At 69.7% G+C, this 16,303-nt stretch carries 14 protein-coding genes; 10 read left to right on the plus strand and 4 right to left on the minus strand.

Annotation, left to right across the window (positions count from 1 at the left end; translation table 11 throughout):
* Positions 1-134 precede the first annotated feature (134 nt).
* Positions 135-1,181 (plus strand): L-threonine 3-dehydrogenase, encoded by a 1,047-nt coding sequence (gene tdh, locus AC5RW2_RS02745; protein WP_494073662.1) that lies wholly within the window; start codon positions 135-137, stop codon positions 1,179-1,181.
* Positions 1,182-1,192: 11 nt separating this feature from the next.
* Positions 1,193-2,410 (plus strand): glycine C-acetyltransferase, encoded by a 1,218-nt coding sequence (locus tag AC5RW2_RS02750; protein WP_494023753.1) that lies wholly within the window; start codon positions 1,193-1,195, stop codon positions 2,408-2,410.
* Between the two features lie 41 nt (positions 2,411-2,451).
* Here AC5RW2_RS02750 and AC5RW2_RS02755 read toward each other — a convergent pair whose 3' ends face one another.
* The 3 genes from AC5RW2_RS02755 to AC5RW2_RS02765 all read right to left on the minus strand — a co-directional run bounded on the left by AC5RW2_RS02755 (position 2,452) and on the right by AC5RW2_RS02765 (position 6,272).
* Positions 2,452-3,489, minus strand: coding sequence for a sialate O-acetylesterase (locus AC5RW2_RS02755; RefSeq protein ID WP_494073663.1), 1,038 nt, complete (start codon positions 3,487-3,489; stop codon positions 2,452-2,454).
* 100 nt (positions 3,490-3,589) lie between these two features.
* Positions 3,590-5,176, minus strand: coding sequence for a histidine ammonia-lyase (gene hutH / locus AC5RW2_RS02760; protein ID WP_494026409.1), 1,587 nt, complete (start codon positions 5,174-5,176; stop codon positions 3,590-3,592).
* Between the two features lie 67 nt (positions 5,177-5,243).
* The gene (locus AC5RW2_RS02765) at positions 5,244-6,272 is read right to left on the minus strand and encodes an ABC transporter substrate-binding protein (RefSeq protein ID WP_494073664.1); all 1,029 of its coding nucleotides are present in this window, start codon (positions 6,270-6,272) and stop codon (positions 5,244-5,246) included.
* Positions 6,273-6,455: 183 nt separating this feature from the next.
* On the opposite strand from AC5RW2_RS02765, the gene AC5RW2_RS02770 reads away from it, so the two are divergent.
* Genes AC5RW2_RS02770 through hutI form a run of 5 tightly spaced genes read left to right on the plus strand, consistent with a single transcriptional unit; the run spans position 6,456 to position 12,725 of the window.
* The gene (locus AC5RW2_RS02770) at positions 6,456-7,178 is read left to right on the plus strand and encodes an IclR family transcriptional regulator (RefSeq protein ID WP_494002501.1); all 723 of its coding nucleotides are present in this window, start codon (positions 6,456-6,458) and stop codon (positions 7,176-7,178) included.
* Between the two features lie 2 nt (positions 7,179-7,180).
* Positions 7,181-8,878: a urocanate hydratase gene (hutU, locus tag AC5RW2_RS02775; RefSeq protein WP_494014386.1), complete on the plus strand. Its 1,698-nt coding sequence runs from the start codon at positions 7,181-7,183 to the stop codon at positions 8,876-8,878.
* Positions 8,879-8,884: 6 nt separating this feature from the next.
* Complete coding sequence (locus AC5RW2_RS02780) at positions 8,885-10,084, plus strand: allantoate amidohydrolase (RefSeq protein ID WP_494050239.1); 1,200 nt, start codon at positions 8,885-8,887, stop codon at positions 10,082-10,084.
* Positions 10,081-11,499, plus strand: coding sequence for a formimidoylglutamate deiminase (locus AC5RW2_RS02785; protein WP_494073665.1), 1,419 nt, complete (start codon positions 10,081-10,083; stop codon positions 11,497-11,499). The genes AC5RW2_RS02780 and AC5RW2_RS02785 overlap by 4 nt, the downstream gene beginning before the upstream one ends.
* Positions 11,496-12,725 (plus strand): imidazolonepropionase, encoded by a 1,230-nt coding sequence (hutI, locus tag AC5RW2_RS02790; RefSeq protein WP_494073666.1) that lies wholly within the window; start codon positions 11,496-11,498, stop codon positions 12,723-12,725. The genes AC5RW2_RS02785 and hutI overlap by 4 nt, the downstream gene beginning before the upstream one ends.
* A gap of 44 nt (positions 12,726-12,769) precedes the next feature.
* On the opposite strand, the gene AC5RW2_RS02795 is transcribed toward hutI, so the two are convergent.
* Positions 12,770-13,426 (minus strand): GntR family transcriptional regulator, encoded by a 657-nt coding sequence (locus AC5RW2_RS02795; RefSeq protein WP_494023759.1) that lies wholly within the window; start codon positions 13,424-13,426, stop codon positions 12,770-12,772.
* 160 nt (positions 13,427-13,586) lie between these two features.
* Here AC5RW2_RS02795 and AC5RW2_RS02800 point away from each other — a divergent pair, with 160 nt between their 5' ends.
* The 3 genes from AC5RW2_RS02800 (at position 13,587) to AC5RW2_RS02810 (ending at position 16,292) form a co-directional block, all read left to right on the plus strand.
* Positions 13,587-14,666: an aromatic ring-hydroxylating dioxygenase subunit alpha gene (locus AC5RW2_RS02800; protein WP_494026403.1), complete on the plus strand. Its 1,080-nt coding sequence runs from the start codon at positions 13,587-13,589 to the stop codon at positions 14,664-14,666.
* Between the two features lie 8 nt (positions 14,667-14,674).
* Entirely contained in the window at positions 14,675-15,124 is a 450-nt protein-coding gene (locus tag AC5RW2_RS02805; RefSeq protein WP_494073667.1) for a hypothetical protein, read from the plus strand.
* Between the two features lie 217 nt (positions 15,125-15,341).
* Positions 15,342-16,292, plus strand: a complete 951-nt coding sequence (locus AC5RW2_RS02810) for an ABC transporter substrate-binding protein (protein ID WP_494014240.1) — start codon at positions 15,342-15,344, stop codon at positions 16,290-16,292.
* The last annotated feature ends 11 nt before the right edge of the window (positions 16,293-16,303 follow it).

Below are 16,303 nucleotides of genomic sequence, written 5' to 3' on the forward strand. Positions count from 1 at the left end.
GCTACCCTGCCCCTGACGCGACGGATACTGTGACGCGCTCCACTTCGCCAAGACAGTTACGTAGAGTTGGCCTAGCGATCCGGGCCACAGCCCGGCGGCCGGACGCGCCGGCCCGCTTAGAGAAAGGACACCGCGTGAAGGCGCTCTACAAGTCCGGCCCACAGGCCGGCTTCGAGCTGGTCGACCGTCCGGAACCGGAACCCGGCACCGGCGAGGTCAAGATCAAGGTCCACACCACGGGCATTTGCGGCACCGACCTGCACATCCAGGCCTGGGACGACTGGGCCGCGGGGGCGGTCCGGGCGCCGCTCATCCCCGGCCATGAGTTCTATGGCGAGGTCGTGGCCGCCGGCAGCGCCGTGCAGGACGTGCAGATCGGCGACCGGGTCTCGGGGGAGGGCCACATCGTCTGCGGGACCTGCCGGAACTGCCGCGCGGGCCGGCGGCAGATGTGCATCCGCACGGTCAGCGTCGGCGTGCAGCGGGACGGTGCCTTCGCCGAGTTCGTGGTGATCCCCGAAACCAATGTGTGGGTGCACACCGACCCGGCGGTCACGCCCGAACTGGGCGCGATCTTCGATCCGTTCGGCAACGCCGTGCACACGGCACTGAGCTTTCCGCTGGTCGGTGAGGACGTCCTGATCACCGGCGCCGGGCCCATCGGGCTGATGGCGATAGCGGTAGTACGCCACGCCGGCGCCCGCAAGATCGCCGTCACCGACGTGTCCGCCGAACGGCTGGAGCTGGCCAAGCACATGGGCGCCGACATGGTGGTGGACGTCAGCCACGCCCGGGTGGCGGACGCACAACGGCAGCTGGAACTGGTCGAAGGTTTTGACATCGGGCTGGAGATGTCCGGCCGCGGCTCGGCACTGCGGGCCATGATCGACAACATGACCCACGGCGGCCGGATTGCGCTCCTGGGGCTGCCCGCCGAAGACATCACCATCGACTGGGCCAAGGTGGTCACACACATGCTCACGCTCAAGGGCATCTACGGGCGCGAGATGTTCGAAACCTGGTACGCGATGAGCGCCATGCTCTCCTCCAGCCCGGCCCTGCACGCGGCGATTTCCTCCGTGATCACCGACGTGCTGCCGGCCGCCGAATGGGAGCGCGGGTTCGAGACGGCCCGGCAGGGGACAAGCGGCAAAGTGGTCCTGGACTGGACCCGGATCTAGGGAGGAGAAGCATGTACGGAACACTCAAGGACCAGCTGGCCTCGGAGCTGGAGGAGATCCGCGCCGCCGGACTGTTCAAGGCCGAACGGCGCATCACCACCCCGCAGTCAAGCCACATCTCCGCCGGCCCGGAGGACGGGTCAACCCGCGAGGTGCTGAACTTCTGCGCTAACAACTACCTGGGGTTGGCCGACCATCCGGACATCATCGCCACCGCGAAGGCCGCCATGGACGAGAGAGGGTTCGGCATGGCCAGCGTGCGGTTTATCTGCGGCACGCAGGACCTCCACCTGCAGCTGGAACGGGAGGTGTCGCGCTTCCTGGGCACCGAGGACACCATTCTGTTCTCGTCTTGTTTCGACGCCAACGGCGGGGTCTTTGAATCCTTGTTCGGGCCGGAGGACGCCATCATCTCGGACGCGCTGAATCATGCCTCGATCATCGACGGCATCCGGTTGTCCAAGGCGGTGCGGTTCCGCTACGCCAATCGGGACATGGCCGAGCTCCAGGAGCGGCTGCAACAGGCCGCGGCAATGAACGACGGCGCCGGCGCACGGCGGACCGTCATCGTCACCGACGGCGTGTTCTCCATGGACGGTTACCTGGCGCCGCTGGAACGGATCTGCGAACTGGCCGAAGAATACGGCGCGCTGGTGATGGTCGACGACTCGCACGCCGTCGGCTTCATGGGGGCCAACGGTGCCGGCACCCCGGAGCATGCCGGGGTGGCCGACAGGGTGGACATCTACACCGGGACCTTCGGCAAGGCGCTCGGCGGGGCCTCCGGCGGTTACGTGTCCGGCCGCCGCGAAATCGTGACCGTGCTGCGGCAAAAGGCCCGTCCGTACCTGTTCTCCAACTCCGTCGCGCCGGCCATCGTGGCCGCCACCTTGAAGGCGCTGGAACTGGTGGGCGGTTCGGCCGACCTTCGGTCGCGGCTGCAGGACAACACCGCGTTGTTCCGCCGGCGGATGGCGGAGGAAGGGTTCGACCTGCTCGAAGGCGTGCACCCGATCGTCCCGGTCATGTTCCACGACGCGGTCCTCGCCGGGCGGGTGGCCGAGGCCATGCTCGCCCACGGCGTGTACGTCACCGCCTTCAGCTATCCGGTGGTGCCCAAGGGCGCAGCGCGGATCCGCGTGCAGCTCTCGGCGGCCCATAGCGCCGACGACGTCGAGGCCTGCGTCGCGGCGTTCGTCGCCTCCCGACAGGCGGTCGGGCAGGCCTGACCGGGCGGGGCGTGGCGCCCTTTCCCGGCCCGCCGGCCCGGCTACCGGGCCCGGTCCGAGGTTTGGGCCTCGAAGGCGCGGTAGAAGCGCAGGCCGAGCTCGCGGGCGCCGGCGGCACTGTAGTGGATCTGTTCGGCATCCTGGCTGGCGCCGGACGGGCCCGCCACGAACGCCGTCCGCAACCGCTGCGCCGCCACGGAGCGGTGCGCGGCCTCGATGCCGCGCCGCCGCCGGTCATCGGGCAGCCATTCGGGCACCATCCCGCCGATCAGAAACGGCGCCGGCCCCAGCGCGTCGCGGACCAGATCAATAATCTGCAGCAACTTGCGGCGGTACCAGCCTTCCGAGGCACCCAGCACCGCGTCGGACTCGCCCTGGTGCCACAGGACCGCCGCCAAACGGTTGCGCGGATTCAGCGAGAGCGCCTGCCGGGCGGCATCCAGCGTGCGGTGGTACAGGTTCGTTCGGGCAGTCTTGTTGTCCGGATCCCAGGAGTAGTCGGCGTTGCCGGTGATCGAGGTGCCGCCCAGGGCCGCGGGCACCAGCAACACCTTGCGGCCGGCCGGCTGGGCCAGCCACAGCTGCCGCGCGAATTCGAGGCCGGGTCCCACCGCGGGCCGGCCGTCCACCCACACACTGGCGACATGGCAGAGCGGTTCGCTGGCCGTGATGACCCGGCCGGCGGACGGGCCGGACCCCGCCAGCTGGTCGATCCCGTCGAGCTCCACGTCGATGGCCGGATCGAAGGGGAGGCCGCAGCCCTGCATATTGGACTGGCCCAGCAGCAGGACGACGTCGTAACCGGCCTGGCGCGGATCGACGCGCCCGTTGGCCGCCGTTTGGGCCGCAGCCGCGATTGTCGGGGCCAGCAGTTGCAGCAGCTCCCGGTGGGTGGCCGACGTCGGGTCCGCCACCAAGCGCGCAATCCGCTCGTCATCCGGTGCGGAATCCGGCCGGGTTGCGGCGGCCGCCCCGGCCGTGCCCAACGCCCCGGCCCCGATGCCGGCCGCCAAGACGGGGACCGTCTGCTGCAGCAGTCTGCGCCGGCTCGGCTGTCCCTCGGGCGTGTTGGCGGCCATGCAGCACGTCCTCCCGGTGCCGGCCCCCAGAGTCCCTGCGCCGCATCCGGTCCGGCCTGCCGGACGCGGCGATTGTCGGCACCAGTCTATGCCGAACGCATCAGTTCAGTGCCGTGCCCGCCGCCTGTTCGACGGCGTCCACCAGCACGCCGCTGTCCACCAGCAGTCGGACCGCCTCGATCTCCGGCGAGAGATAGCGGTCGGTGCCCGGACCGGCGACGGTTTTGCGGATCTCCCGGCGCACCGCGGTGACGGCCGGGGCGCTGCGGGAGGTCTCCACCCCGCCGTCGCGCATGTCCAGGGCGCGGGCACTGGTGAGCAGTTCAATGGCCAGCACCCGGGTGAGCCCGTCCAGGGCGCGGCGCAGTTTCAGCCCCGCGGACCACCCCATGGACACATGGTCCTCCTGCATGGCCGAGGACGGGATGGAATCCACCGACGCCGGGTTGGCGAGCCGCTTGAGCTCGCTGACGATGCCGGCCTGGGTGTACTGGGCGATCATGTGCCCGGAGTCCACCCCCGGATCATCGGCCAGGAAAGCATTCAGACCGTGGCTGCGGGCGGTGTCCAGGAACCGGTCGGTCCGCCGTTCGCTCATCGAGGCAAGGTCGGCCACGGCGATGGCCAGGAAGTCCAGCGCGTAGCCGACCGGGGCGCCGTGGAAGTTGCCGTTGGACTCCACCCGGCCGTCCGGGGTGACGACGGGATTGTCGACGGCGGAGGCCAGTTCGTAGCCGGCCACCGATTCCACATGGGCAAGCGTGGCGCGCGCCGCGCCGTGCACCTGGGGTGCGCAGCGCAGGGAGTACGCATCCTGGACCCGGGTGAACCGGTGCTGCGCATCGGCTCCGGCCGACTTTTGCTCTGCGATCAGGACGGAACCGGCCAGGACGGTGCGCATGTTGGCCGCGGCAGCGATCTGGCCGGGGTGCGGCCGGAGGGCGTGCAGGTCCTCGGCGAGCACGGAGTCCGTGCCGAGCAAACCTTCGATGCTCATGGCCGCGGCGAGGTCGGCGGTCTTCAGCAGCCGGTGCAGGTCGGCCGACGCCATGATCAGCATGCCCAGCATGCCGTCGGTGCCGTTGATCAGTGCCAGCCCTTCCTTCTCCCGCAGCTCCACCGGCTCCAGGCCCGCGGCGGCCAGTGCGTCGGCGGCCGCCACCAGCTCGCCGTCTTGGGTGCGGACCTGGCCCTCACCCATCAGGGCGAGTGCGCAGTGGGCCAGCGGCGCGAGGTCCCCGGAACACCCCAGGGAGCCGTATTCGCCGATCACCGGGGTGATGCCGGCGTTGAGGATGCCCGCGTAGGCCTGGGCCACCAGCGGGCGGACGCCGGTGCGGCCGGTGGCCATCGTCGCCAGCCGGTTGAGCATCAGCCCGCGCACCACCTCCCGGTCCACCTCGGCCCCGGACGAGGCCGCGTGGCTGCGGATCAGGCTGCGCTGGAGCTGGGTGCGCAGCTGAACCGGGATCTGCTTGGTGGCCAGGGCGCCGAAGCCGGTGCTGACCCCGTAGTGCGGCACGTCGTCGTCCACCAGGGCCTCGATCACCTTGCGGGATTCGGCCATGGCCTGCAGGGATTCCTCGCTGAGCTCGACGGCGGCGCCGTGGCGGGCGACGGCGACGACGTCGGCGGGGGAGAGGGGTCCGACGGAGACGGAGACGGTGGCGGTCTGGAGCTGGGACATGGTGCCTTTCGGGTGCGGGTTCGGGTGCGGGTGAAGGTGGGAGTGGCGGGTATGGGAGGGGCGGGGATCAGTCCGCGATCAGTGCGTCATAGTCGGGCTCGTTCTTCAGCACGCCGTACTTGGTGGCCGCCGACCCCAACTTCTGCAGGCCCTCCATGTTGACCTCCGGATACCAGCGGGAGATCACTATCTTCTCGGCCAATTCGGGCGTGACCTTGGCATAATCCTGGATGATCGTGCGCACCTCGTCCTCGTTCTCCGAGGCGAACTGGAAAGATTTCTCCAGCGCCCGGCGGAAGCGCTCCACGAGCTCGGGGTCCTCCTGCAGGGTTTGCTCGGAGGCGAAGTAGAAGGCCGAATCGAAGTCGTCGGCGAGGTCGGTCATGGGGCTGGCCACGATCTTCCCGCCGGCGTCCAGGATCTGCGTGCGGAACGGCTCCGTGGTCCACGCCGCGTCCACGTCGCCGCGCTCCAGCGCCGCGGGCATGTTGGGGTACGGCATCTCGACGAAGTCGACGGCGTCCGGGTCGCCGCCCGCCTGTTCGACGGAGTTCCGGATGGTGACGTCGGCGAAGTTGTTCAGCGCGTTCACCGCGACCGTCTTGCCCACCAGGTCCGCGGCGCTCTCGATGCCGCTGTCCGGCATGGCCGCCACCTCGGTCCCATCCTTCCCGGGCTCATTGGTGGAGCTGGAGCCGTTGGAGACGACCGTGATCGGCAGCCCCTTGTCCCGCGCGATCAGCAGCGAGATGACGTTGGAGTAGCCGAACTGGTATTCGCCGGTCATCACCGCCGGAACGATGGCCGCCCCGCCCTGGGCCAGCTGGATGGACAGCTGGATGCCTTCCTCCTCGAAGTAGCCCTCCTGCATGCCCAGGTAAACCGGGGCCACGTCTGCGATCGGGATCAGGCCCAGGCTCACCTGGTCCAGGCTGGCGTCTGCCGGCGCCCCTGCGGTTTCCGTTCCGCCGCCGGTGGAGGACGGACTGCCGGAGCCGCACCCGGTCAGCAGGAGGGCGCCGGCCAGCACCGCGGCCGAGGCGGTGGCCAGCAGGGGGCGGCGGGGCGCGGTGGCCGCGGACATCAATGGGCGCATCAGGGTCTCCTTGTTTCTGCCGGTACGCGGCATACCTGTTTCGATCAGTAAAACGAGCGTGGCTTGCTACCTGAAGCTACCCATCCGCGCTGCCGGGGTCAAGGGTTTTTTGCTAATTCCTTGCCGCTGCATGAAATTGATGTTTTACTGGCTGCAACATTGGATGGTTACCGAGGAGCAGAGATGGCGTCAGGAACGGCAGCGGATCCTACGACCAGGGCGGCGGACCGCACCCTGGCGCTGCTTCGCATCGTCTGCGAGCACGACGGCGTGAAGCTCGCCGATGCGGCCAAGGCGGTGGGCCTGTCGGCGTCGACCGCGTTGCGCCTGCTGCGCACGCTGGAAGCAAACGGGTTCGCAGCGAAACGCGACAACGCGCTCTACCGGCCGGGCTTCCGGATGGTGCAGTTGGGTGTCCAGGCGCTCAGCCACGAGTCGCTGGTGGATGCGGGCCGGGAGGTCCTGCGGAGCCTGGTGGACCAGACCGGGGAGTCGGCGTACCTGAGCGTGACCGCCGGCAACGACCACGGGCTGTACATAGCCATCGAAGAGGGCACCCATACCGTGCGCCACGTGAATTGGGTGGGCCGGACCTTCCCGATGGCGGGCAGCGCGGCCGGGGCGGCCCTCAGCGGACAGGTGGGCCGGGGCGGGTACACCGTGCAGGCGGACAGCGTGGAGGCCGACGTCACCGCCGTCGCGGCTCCCGTCTTCGCCGGCGACAAGGTGGTTGCCGCGGTGAGCATCGTCGCGCCCAGCTACCGCACGACGGCAGAGGCCGCCGAAAAATTCGGGCTGCTGCTGGCCGAACAAGCCGGCACGCTCTTCGCCGCGCCGGAGGGCTCGGCGGCCAATGGGACCGAAGAACATAACCAGAGAAGTACCTCCACGCCAGAAAGGGCATGACGATGACGTTCACCCAGCACGACCCTTCCCGCCGCATCCGGGCTTCCCGGGGCACCACCCTCACCGCCAAGAGCTGGCAGACCGAGGCTCCGCTCCGGATGCTGATGAACAACCTGGATCCCGAAGTGGCGGAACGCCCCGAGGACCTGGTGGTCTACGGCGGCACCGGCCGCGCCGCACGCTCCTGGGAAGCCTACGACGCGATCGTCAAGACGCTGGCGGAACTCGAAGACGACGAGACGCTGCTGGTCCAGTCCGGCAAGCCCGTGGGCGTGCTGCGCACCAACCCCTGGGCCCCGCGCGTGCTCCTCGCTAACTCGAACCTGGTGGGCGACTGGGCCAACTGGCCGGAATTCCGCCGCCTGGAGGCCGAAGGGCTGATGATGTACGGCCAGATGACGGCCGGGTCCTGGATCTACATCGGCACCCAGGGAATCCTGCAGGGCACCTTCGAGACCTTCGCCGCCGTCGGCGCCAAGCTGCACGAGGCCGGCAAGACAGCGTCGCCCACGCTGGCCGGAACGCTGACACTGACCGGCGGCTGCGGCGGCATGGGCGGAGCCCAGCCGCTGGCGGTCACCCTTAACGACGGCGCCTGCCTGATCGTGGACGTGGACGAGGCCCGGCTCCGCCGCCGCGTGGGCAAACGCTACCTGGACGAGGTGGAGACGGATTTGGACACCGCCGTCGCGAAGGCCATGAAGGCCAAGGAAGAAGGCCGCGGCTGGTCGGTGGGCTACGTGGGCAACGCGGCGGAGGTGTTCCCCGAGATCCTGCGCCGGCACCGGGCCGGCGAGATCACCGTGGACGTGGTCACCGACCAGACCTCGGCCCACGATCCGCTGTCGTACCTGCCGGAAGGCATTTCCGTGGCGGATTGGCAGCGCGAGGCCCAGGCCGATCCGGTCGGCTTCACCAAGAAGGCGCAGGCGTCCATGGCCCGGCACGTGCAGGCCATGGTGGAGTTCCAGGACGCCGGAGCCGAGGTGTTCGACTACGGCAACTCGATCCGCGACGAGGCGCGCAAGGGCGGCTACGAGCGCGCCTTCGAGTTCCCGGGCTTCGTCCCGGCCTACATCCGGCCGCTGTTCTGCGAGGGACTGGGCCCGTTCCGCTGGGTGGCGCTCTCCGGTGACCCGAAGGACATCGAGGTGACCGATGCAGCCCTGAAGGAACTGTTCCCGGAGAACGAGCACCTGCACCGGTGGCTGGATGCCGCGGCCGAGCGGGTGGAGTTCGAGGGGCTGCCGGCGCGCATCTGCTGGCTGGGCTACGGCGAGCGCCACCAGGCCGGGCTGCTCTTCAACCGGCTGGTGGCCGAGGGCAAGGTCTCGGCGCCGATCGTGATCGGCCGCGACCACCTGGACTCCGGCTCCGTCGCCTCGCCGTACCGGGAGACCGAGGCGATGGCCGACGGCTCGGACGCCATCGCGGACTGGCCGCTGTTGAACGCCTTGACCGCCGCGAGCTCCGGGGCCACCTGGGTGTCCATCCACCACGGCGGCGGCGTCGGCATCGGCCGCTCCATCCACGCCGGCCAGGTGTCGGTGGCGGACGGCACCGAGCTGGCGGCGCAGAAGCTGGAGCGGCTGCTGACCAACGATCCGGGGATGGGCGTGATCCGCCACGTGGACGCCGGCTACGACCGCGCCGTCGAGGTCGCGGCCGAACGGGGCGTCCACATCCCGATGGGCAAGTAGGCGCAGATGGAAACTGTGTCCTCCCTCCTGGAATCCATTGCCGACGTCGGCCGTGACGCGCAACGCGGCGGGTATTCGCGGCCGGTCTATTCCACCGCGGAACTGGGCCTGCGCGACTGGTTCATCGAACAGGCCCAACGCCGCGGGCTGGGCGTGGAGACGGACCGCAACGGCATCATCTGGGCGTGGTGGGGCGAGCCGCAGCCCGGCGCCCTGGTCACCGGCAGCCATCTGGATTCGGTTCCCGGCGGCGGCGCCTTCGACGGGCCGCTGGGCGTCGCCTCCGCGCTCGCCGCCGTGGACCTCCTCAAGGAGCGCGGCGTCGAGCCGAACCGGTCGCTGGCCGTCACGGTCTTCCCGGAAGAAGAAGGATCGCGGTTCGGTGTGGCCTGCCTGGGCTCGCGGCTGCTGGCCGGCGCCATCGATCCGGACAAGGCCCGAAACCTGCGCGACGAGAGCGGCGACACGTTCGCCGACGTCGCCCGGGCCAACGGGCTGGATCCTGCGCATCTGGGGCGCGACGAGGAGGCGCTGGCGCGGATCGGCGACTTCATCGAGCTGCATGTGGAGCAGGGCCGCGGCTTGGGCGAGGACGGCCCGACCATCGCCGTCGGCAGCTCCATCCTGGGCCACGGGCGGTGGCGGATCAGTGTCACCGGCCAGGGTAACCACGCCGGCACCACGCTGATGGCCGACCGTGCCGACCCGATGGTCGCCGCGGCGCAGATCATCCTGGCCGTACAGCAGGCCGCGGCCAAGCAGCCCGACGCCCGCGCCACGGTCGGCCGCCTCCAGCCGGTGCCCGGCGGCACCAACGTGATCGCCTCGCGGGTGGACCTGTGGCTGGATGCCCGCCACCCGGACGACGCCGTCACCGCGCACCTCGTCGAGGCCATCCACGGGAAGGCCCAGAAGATCGCCGCCTTCGAGGGCTGCTCCGTCTCGCTGACGGAAGAGTCCTACAGCGGAACCGTGCACTTCGACTCCGCGTTGCAGCGCCAGCTGGAGAACGCGCTGCCCGGCGCGCCGGTGCTGGCCACCGGTGCCGGGCACGACGCCGGCGTGCTGGCCGCGCGGGTGCCGTCCGGCATGTTGTTCGTGAAAAACCCCTCCGGCATCTCGCACTCCCCGGAGGAATACGTGGAGCCCTGGGACGCGGACGCCGGCGCGGAAGCCTTGGCGGACGTGCTCGAGGCACTGCTGTGAGCAGCATCTGGTGTGAGCGCGCCTGGCTGGGCCCCGCCGGCGTGGCCGAGGGAGTCCTGCTGGGCTGCGACGGCGCCGGGATGATTACACAGGTGGGCACGGCGCCCCGGCCCGATCCGGCTGACGGCGTGCTGGTGCTCGACGGCGTGGTCTTTCCCGCCGCCGCCAACGCGCACTCGCACGCATTCCATCGGGTGCTGCGGGGCCGCACCCACGCCGGCCGGGGCGACTTCTGGACGTGGCGGGAGCAGATGTACCGCGCGGCCGGGACGCTGACCCCGGAGAACTACGAGCGCCTGGCGACGGCGGTGTTCGCGGAGATGGTGGCGGCCGGCTTCAGCAGCGTGGCGGAGTTCCACTACGTCCACCACCGCCCGGACGGCAGCCCGTACGGGCCCGGAAGCGCGGCCGGCGGGAGCCGCGGCGGGCACCGGTCCGGTCCGGCGGGCGATGATCCGGAGACCCCCGGGTACGGCGGGCACGCGATGGAACTGGCGCTGTGCCGGGCCGCCGAGGCGGCCGGCATCCGGCTGACCCTGCTGGACACCTGCTACCTGGCCGGCGGCATCGGCGTCCCGCTGGCGCCGGAGCAGCAGCGCTTCGGCGACGGCGACGTGCAGGCCTGGCTGGCCCGGCTCGACTCGCTGCGCCGCGTGGTTGCGGACCGGTTCGACCCGGCGCGGATCACGGTGGGCGCCGCCCTGCACTCGGTCCGCGGGGTGCCCGAGGCCGCGCTGCCGCTCATCGCCGAGCACCTGCCCGAGGGCCTGCCGCTGCACATCCATCTCTCCGAGCAGCCGGCCGAGAATGAGGCCTGCCTGGCCGCCTACGGGGTGACGCCGGCCGGCCTGCTGGCCCGGCACGGGCTGCTGTCGCCACGCCTGAGCGCCATCCACGCCACGCACCTGACCGCGGGGGACATCTCGCTGCTCGGGGAAGCCGGTGCCACCGTGGTGATGTGCCCGACCACGGAAGCCGATCTCGCCGACGGCATCGGCCCGGCCCGGGAGCTGGCGGACGCCGGCGCCCGCATCGCCGTCGGCACCGACCAGCACGCCGTCATCGATCCCTGGCTGGAGATGCGGGCGCTGGAACACGGCGAACGGCTGGCCAGCGGCCAGCGCGGCCGGTTTGCGCCGGCCGAGCTGCTGGATTCGGTGTCCGCCGGAGCGGCCGCCGCGATGGGCACCCCGGTGGCCGGCATCGCCGTCGGAATGGCCTGCGATCTGGTGGCGGTGAACCCCGGCAGCGTGCGCACGGTAGGCTCGGAGCCCGGGCAACTGCCGCTGAGCGCCAGCGCAGCGGACGTTTCCGCCGTCGTCGTTGCCGGTGACTTGCTGGCCGTCAACGGCCGCCACCGGCGCCTGGGTTGGCCGGCCGAGCTGCTGGCCGACGCCCTGAAGGAGTTTGAATGAGCACTGTCGTCACCAACATCGGCGAACTGCACACGCAGGACCCGGCCCGCGGCGCGGACTCCGTGCTGCACGACGCCGCGGTGATCATCGAGGGGGAGCGCATCTCCTGGCTCGGGCCCGCGGCGCAGGCCCCCGATGCCGACGAACAGTTCGACGCCGGCGGGCGGGCGGTGTTGCCGGGCTGGGTGGATTCGCACACGCACCTGGTCTTTGCCGGAGACCGCACCGCCGAGTTCGAGGCACGGATGGCCGGCCAGTCCTACCAGGCCGGCGGGATCGCCGTCACCACCGGCGCCACCCGCGAGGCCAGCGACTACGACCTCACGCGCCTGCTGCTGGCCCGGGTGGCGGAGGCGGCCGCCGGCGGCACCACCTACCTGGAGACCAAGACCGGCTACGGCCTGGACGTGGAGCAGGAGGCCCGCAGCGCCCGCATCGCGTCCACCGTGGCCGACGAGGTCACCTACCTCGGGGCACACCTGGTGCCGGCCGGCATCGACGCCGACGACTACACCGACCTGGTCTGCGGGGACATGCTCGCGGCGGTGAGGCCGTACGTGCAGTGGGCCGACGTGTTCTGCGAACGCGGGGCCTTCACCGAGGCCCAGTCGCGCCGCGTGCTGGCGGCTTGCCGCGACGCCGGCCTCGGACTGCGCGTGCACGGCAACCAGCTGGGTGAAGGTCCCGGCGTGCGGCTGGCCGTGGAATTCGGGGCAGCCAGCGTGGACCACGTCAACTATTTGAACGACGACGACGTCGCAGCGCTCGCCGGCAGCTGGGCCGGCTGGGACCGGGCCAGCGGCACGGGGGAGCGCGGCACCGTGGCCACCTGCCTGCCGGCCTGCGACCTGTCCACCCGCCAGCCGCTGGCGCCGGGACGGCAACTGCTCGATGCCGGCGTGGAAATCGCCCTGGCGTCCAACTGCAACCCGGGGACCTCGTTCACGAGTTCCATTAACTTCTGCGTTACCACCGCCGTCCTTCAGATGGGACTCAGCGTGCACGAGGCGGTCCGGGCCGCCACCTATGGCGGGGCGCTGGCGCTCGGGCGGCATGCCGGGGTAGATGCCGAAGGCCAGCGTGCCGTGGGTTCCCTCGCCGTCGGCCATCGGGCCGACCTGCACCTGCTCAACGCCCCGTCGGCCACCCACCTCGCCTACCGGCCCGGCATGCCCCTGACCGCCGCGGTGTGGCGGGCGGGCGTGCGCTCGGCCGTGGGGGCCTAGGGCGTCCGGTCCGCCACCCGGCTCCTGAGGTCCGGGAGCGGCCGTCAGCCGATGTGCTCGTACCGGTTGGGGTCCTTGACGTCGTGGCAGTGCGCAAGGACCTCGACGGCACGCTCGGCGTCATGGTCCTTCAGTGCCTGCAGGATGCTGCGGTGGTCGTGGATGACCTTGGCCTGGTGCTCCGGTCCCTGCCGGTACGTCAACGTGATCCGGTGCTGGATGGGATGGTTCCAGATGGAGGAGATCACGCCGCGCAGGTAGTCGTTGTCCGAGGGTTCGATCAGGGCCAGATGGAAGGCCCTGCCCAACCGGAAGAGTTCACCGCTGTCCTGCGGGTCGACGATTTCCGTCTCGTCCACGAGGCCGCCGAGCCGCACGAGTTGCTGCGGCGTGTAGGACCCAATGGCGTCCCGGACCGCGAGTGATTCCAGGGCGTAGCGCACCTTGAAGACGTTCTCGATCTCACGCTCGTCGAGCTGGTTCACGATATAACCCTTGCCCGGGACGAGGGTGGTCAGTCCTTCCAGCGTCAGCTGGGTGAGCGCGTCGCGGACGGGCGTGCGGGAGACACCGTATTGTGCCGCCACGGACTCCTGGGCCAGGGCTGAACCCGGTTCGATGGATCCGCTGATGATGTCGGCGCTCAGCTGCTCGTGGACCCGGACCGCCAGCGGCCTCACGTCATTCGGTATCGCAGCCACGATGGCCTCCTTTTGGGTTTCATTGAGTGCACTTTATAGCCCTGCCGCCAAGCAGGACATGGATTTCGAGGCAAAAGCGGCCAAACGCGTAACTTGCCAACGTTTAGCTGAAAGTGCTTGACGTCACATTGCGGCTCTGAATACAGTGTATACACACCTGTTGGAGGAGAACCTTAAAATGTATGTGCTGAACACTTGGTACGTGGCGGCGTGGTCGACGGAGGTCACCCGCAAGCCGGTGCGGCGGGTCATCTGCGAGCAGCCGATCGTCCTGTTCCGGACCCAGGACAACGAAGCCATTGCCCTTGCGGACCGCTGCGCGCACCGCGCCTTCCCGCTCTCGGAAGGCCGCACCATCGGCGATTCGGTGGAGTGCGGCTACCACGGTTTCACCTACGGCCCGGACGGCATGTGCACCAAGGTGCCGGCCCAGTCCTCGATCCCGGAGCGCGCGAAGGTGCGCAAATACCCCGTGGTGGAGCAGGACGGATGGATCTGGGTGTGGACCGGCGATCCGGAACTGGCCGACCCGGCCGACGTCCCGGACACCCACTGGATGGTGGACCCCGAGTGGGCCACCGTCACCCATTCGTACCACTTCAAGTGCCGGGCCGACCTGATCCACGACAACCTGCTGGACCTGACCCACGAGTCCTTCCTGCACAAGACCACCGTGGGCGACGACTACATCTACGAACACGGCATCACCGTGGAAGTCGAGGGCAACGTGGTCAGCGTCGACCGCCTGATGCCCTCGGTCGAAGCGCCGCCGCTCTATGCCGAAACCATGGACGCCCGCGGGCTGTTCGACCGCTTCCACTGCACCGAGTTCTTCGTGCCCAACCTGCACGTTCTGCACTCCGGCATCACCGGGGAGGGCAAGCCGCGCGAAGAGGGCTTCCTGATCAAGGTCCTCAACGGGATCACGCCCATCGACCAGCACAATTCCTGGTACTACTACGCCTTCAGCCGTAACTTCGCCGTCGACAACGAGCAGGCAACAGAGGATCTGCGCGTTGGTTTGGCCACCGTGCTGGACGAGGACGCATCCGCGCTGGAGGCCCAGGAGATCGGGATGCAGACCCGGCCCGAGGGCGAGTTCGATGTCCTGATCGCCCAGGACGGCGGCGTCGCGAAGGCGCGGCGCATCCTGGCCGCGCTGATCAAGAAGGAGCAGCAGGCCAAGTCCGCGATGGGTTCGGCCGCCCGCCGGGAGCCGGTTGCTCCCGTGACGGCCTAGGCGCCGGCATGTGGATGCTGATCAGGGCAAACGCCCTCGGCGCGGAGACCTCGGCGGACTCGGGAGCCAAGATCCTGGCGGCATGCCCGGATTCCGCGGAGCGCGGCGACCCGTGGCGCTGGACGGTGGAACTGGATGAATCCGGCCCCGAGCCCGCCGTCGCACTTGAAGCCGATGAGAACTACATCGCTTCCGACAGCCGGCGCTACACCGGCAACTACACCGGCACCCTGCAGCGCGGGCCCGGCGAGCAACTGCTGGTGACCGGACTGGCCGGCGAGGCGCTGGTCGCCGCCGAGGACGGCCCGTGGGAACGCTGGTTGCGGGCCGGCGATGTGTTCATCGTCGAAGGAGAGGACGCGGAGACTATCCGGCTCTCGCTGGCGGCGGGAGAGTCCACCGTCCAGGTCATCACCCTCGCCCCGCGAAAGGCCAAGGTGCTGCGATGGGTCCCTTGACGGCCACGGCCTGACCACCTGCCGCATGCACCACGCAACGCACGGCCCGTGGATCGGCGGGACGGCGCGCTGGCCGTCCCGCGGCGGCCACGGTTTCATTCGGAGCCGCGTGCTGCGCCCTGCACCTGAAACTGAAGCACCGAGGCGCTGATCGACTCCTGATCAGTGCGGATATCCATAACCGGACAACGCCGTCCGGCCCATGAAAGGAAAGTCCATGCGTCATTCACGTCACCGTGCCGTCCGTGCCAATCTCCTCACCGGCACAGTGCTGCTGGCCGCGCTGTCCCTGGCCGCCTGCACGAACGCCTCCGGTTCGGCCGCGGGCTCCGCCGACACCGCCGCTCCGGCCGCCGCCGGCGCCGCAACGGGGTCCGTGGAGGTCAACGAGGCAGCCCGGGACCTGCTGCCGGAGGGGATCCTGGCCTCCGGGAAGCTGAAGGTCGCCTCCGACCCGACCTACGCCCCCTTCGAGTACTACGACACCGACAACCAGACGATGATCGGCTTTGACGTCGACTTCTCCGACGCCGTCGGCGCGGCCTTGGGACTGGAAGTGGAGCACGTTCCGGCAACCTTTGACACCATCCTGGGGGGCCTGGCCTCCGGGAAGTACGACATGGCCATGTCGGCCTTCTCGGTGACGCCCGAACGAGAGAAGATCGTCGACTTTGTGGAGTACCTCAACACCGGCACGGGCATCGCCGTTGCTCCCGGAAATCCGCTGGGCATCTCCATGGACCCCATGACCATGTGCGGGAAGAAGATCGGCGGCCAGAAGGGATCCATCCAGTCGATGGAGTACCTGCCGGAGTTCTCCAAGGCATGCACGGCCGCCGGCAAGGAAGCGATCAAGATCCAAAACTTCCCCGGGCAGACGGACGCCAACCTCGCGCTCACGTCCGGCCGCGTCGACGGGGTGATCGCCGACAGCATGCCGCTGGCCTTCCAGGGCAAGGAAGCCAAGGGGCAGTTCGAACTGGCCGAGGGCGAGGATTACGATCCCGCGCCCTTCGGCATTGCCCTGGCCAAGGACTCCGGCATGACGGAAGCCGTGACCGAGGCGGTGAAGGGCATCATCGCCGATGGCCACTACGAGGAAATCGGCGCCAAGTGGGACTTCCCGAAGACCGTGCTGATCTCGGCCGACGCGCTCGAGGCGAAGTAGCGAAAGAGGGA

The organism is Arthrobacter sp. B0316-1-20 (assembly GCF_059091865.1).

Coding starts and splice junctions, on each gene's coding strand:
- AC5RW2_RS02810 (WP_494014240.1), top strand. CDS start 15,342: ATGCGTCATTCACGTCACCGTGCCGTCCGTGCCAATCTCCTCACCGGC.
- AC5RW2_RS02780 (WP_494050239.1), top strand. CDS start 8,885: ATGGAAACTGTGTCCTCCCTCCTGGAATCCATTGCCGACGTCGGCCGT.
- AC5RW2_RS02750 (WP_494023753.1), top strand. CDS start 1,193: ATGTACGGAACACTCAAGGACCAGCTGGCCTCGGAGCTGGAGGAGATC.
- hutH (WP_494026409.1), bottom strand. CDS start 5,176: ATGTCCCAGCTCCAGACCGCCACCGTCTCCGTCTCCGTCGGACCCCTC.
- hutU (WP_494014386.1), top strand. CDS start 7,181: ATGACGTTCACCCAGCACGACCCTTCCCGCCGCATCCGGGCTTCCCGG.
- AC5RW2_RS02765 (WP_494073664.1), bottom strand. CDS start 6,272: ATGCGCCCATTGATGTCCGCGGCCACCGCGCCCCGCCGCCCCCTGCTG.
- hutI (WP_494073666.1), top strand. CDS start 11,496: ATGAGCACTGTCGTCACCAACATCGGCGAACTGCACACGCAGGACCCG.
- AC5RW2_RS02805 (WP_494073667.1), top strand. CDS start 14,675: ATGTGGATGCTGATCAGGGCAAACGCCCTCGGCGCGGAGACCTCGGCG.
- AC5RW2_RS02770 (WP_494002501.1), top strand. CDS start 6,456: ATGGCGTCAGGAACGGCAGCGGATCCTACGACCAGGGCGGCGGACCGC.
- AC5RW2_RS02755 (WP_494073663.1), bottom strand. CDS start 3,489: ATGGCCGCCAACACGCCCGAGGGACAGCCGAGCCGGCGCAGACTGCTG.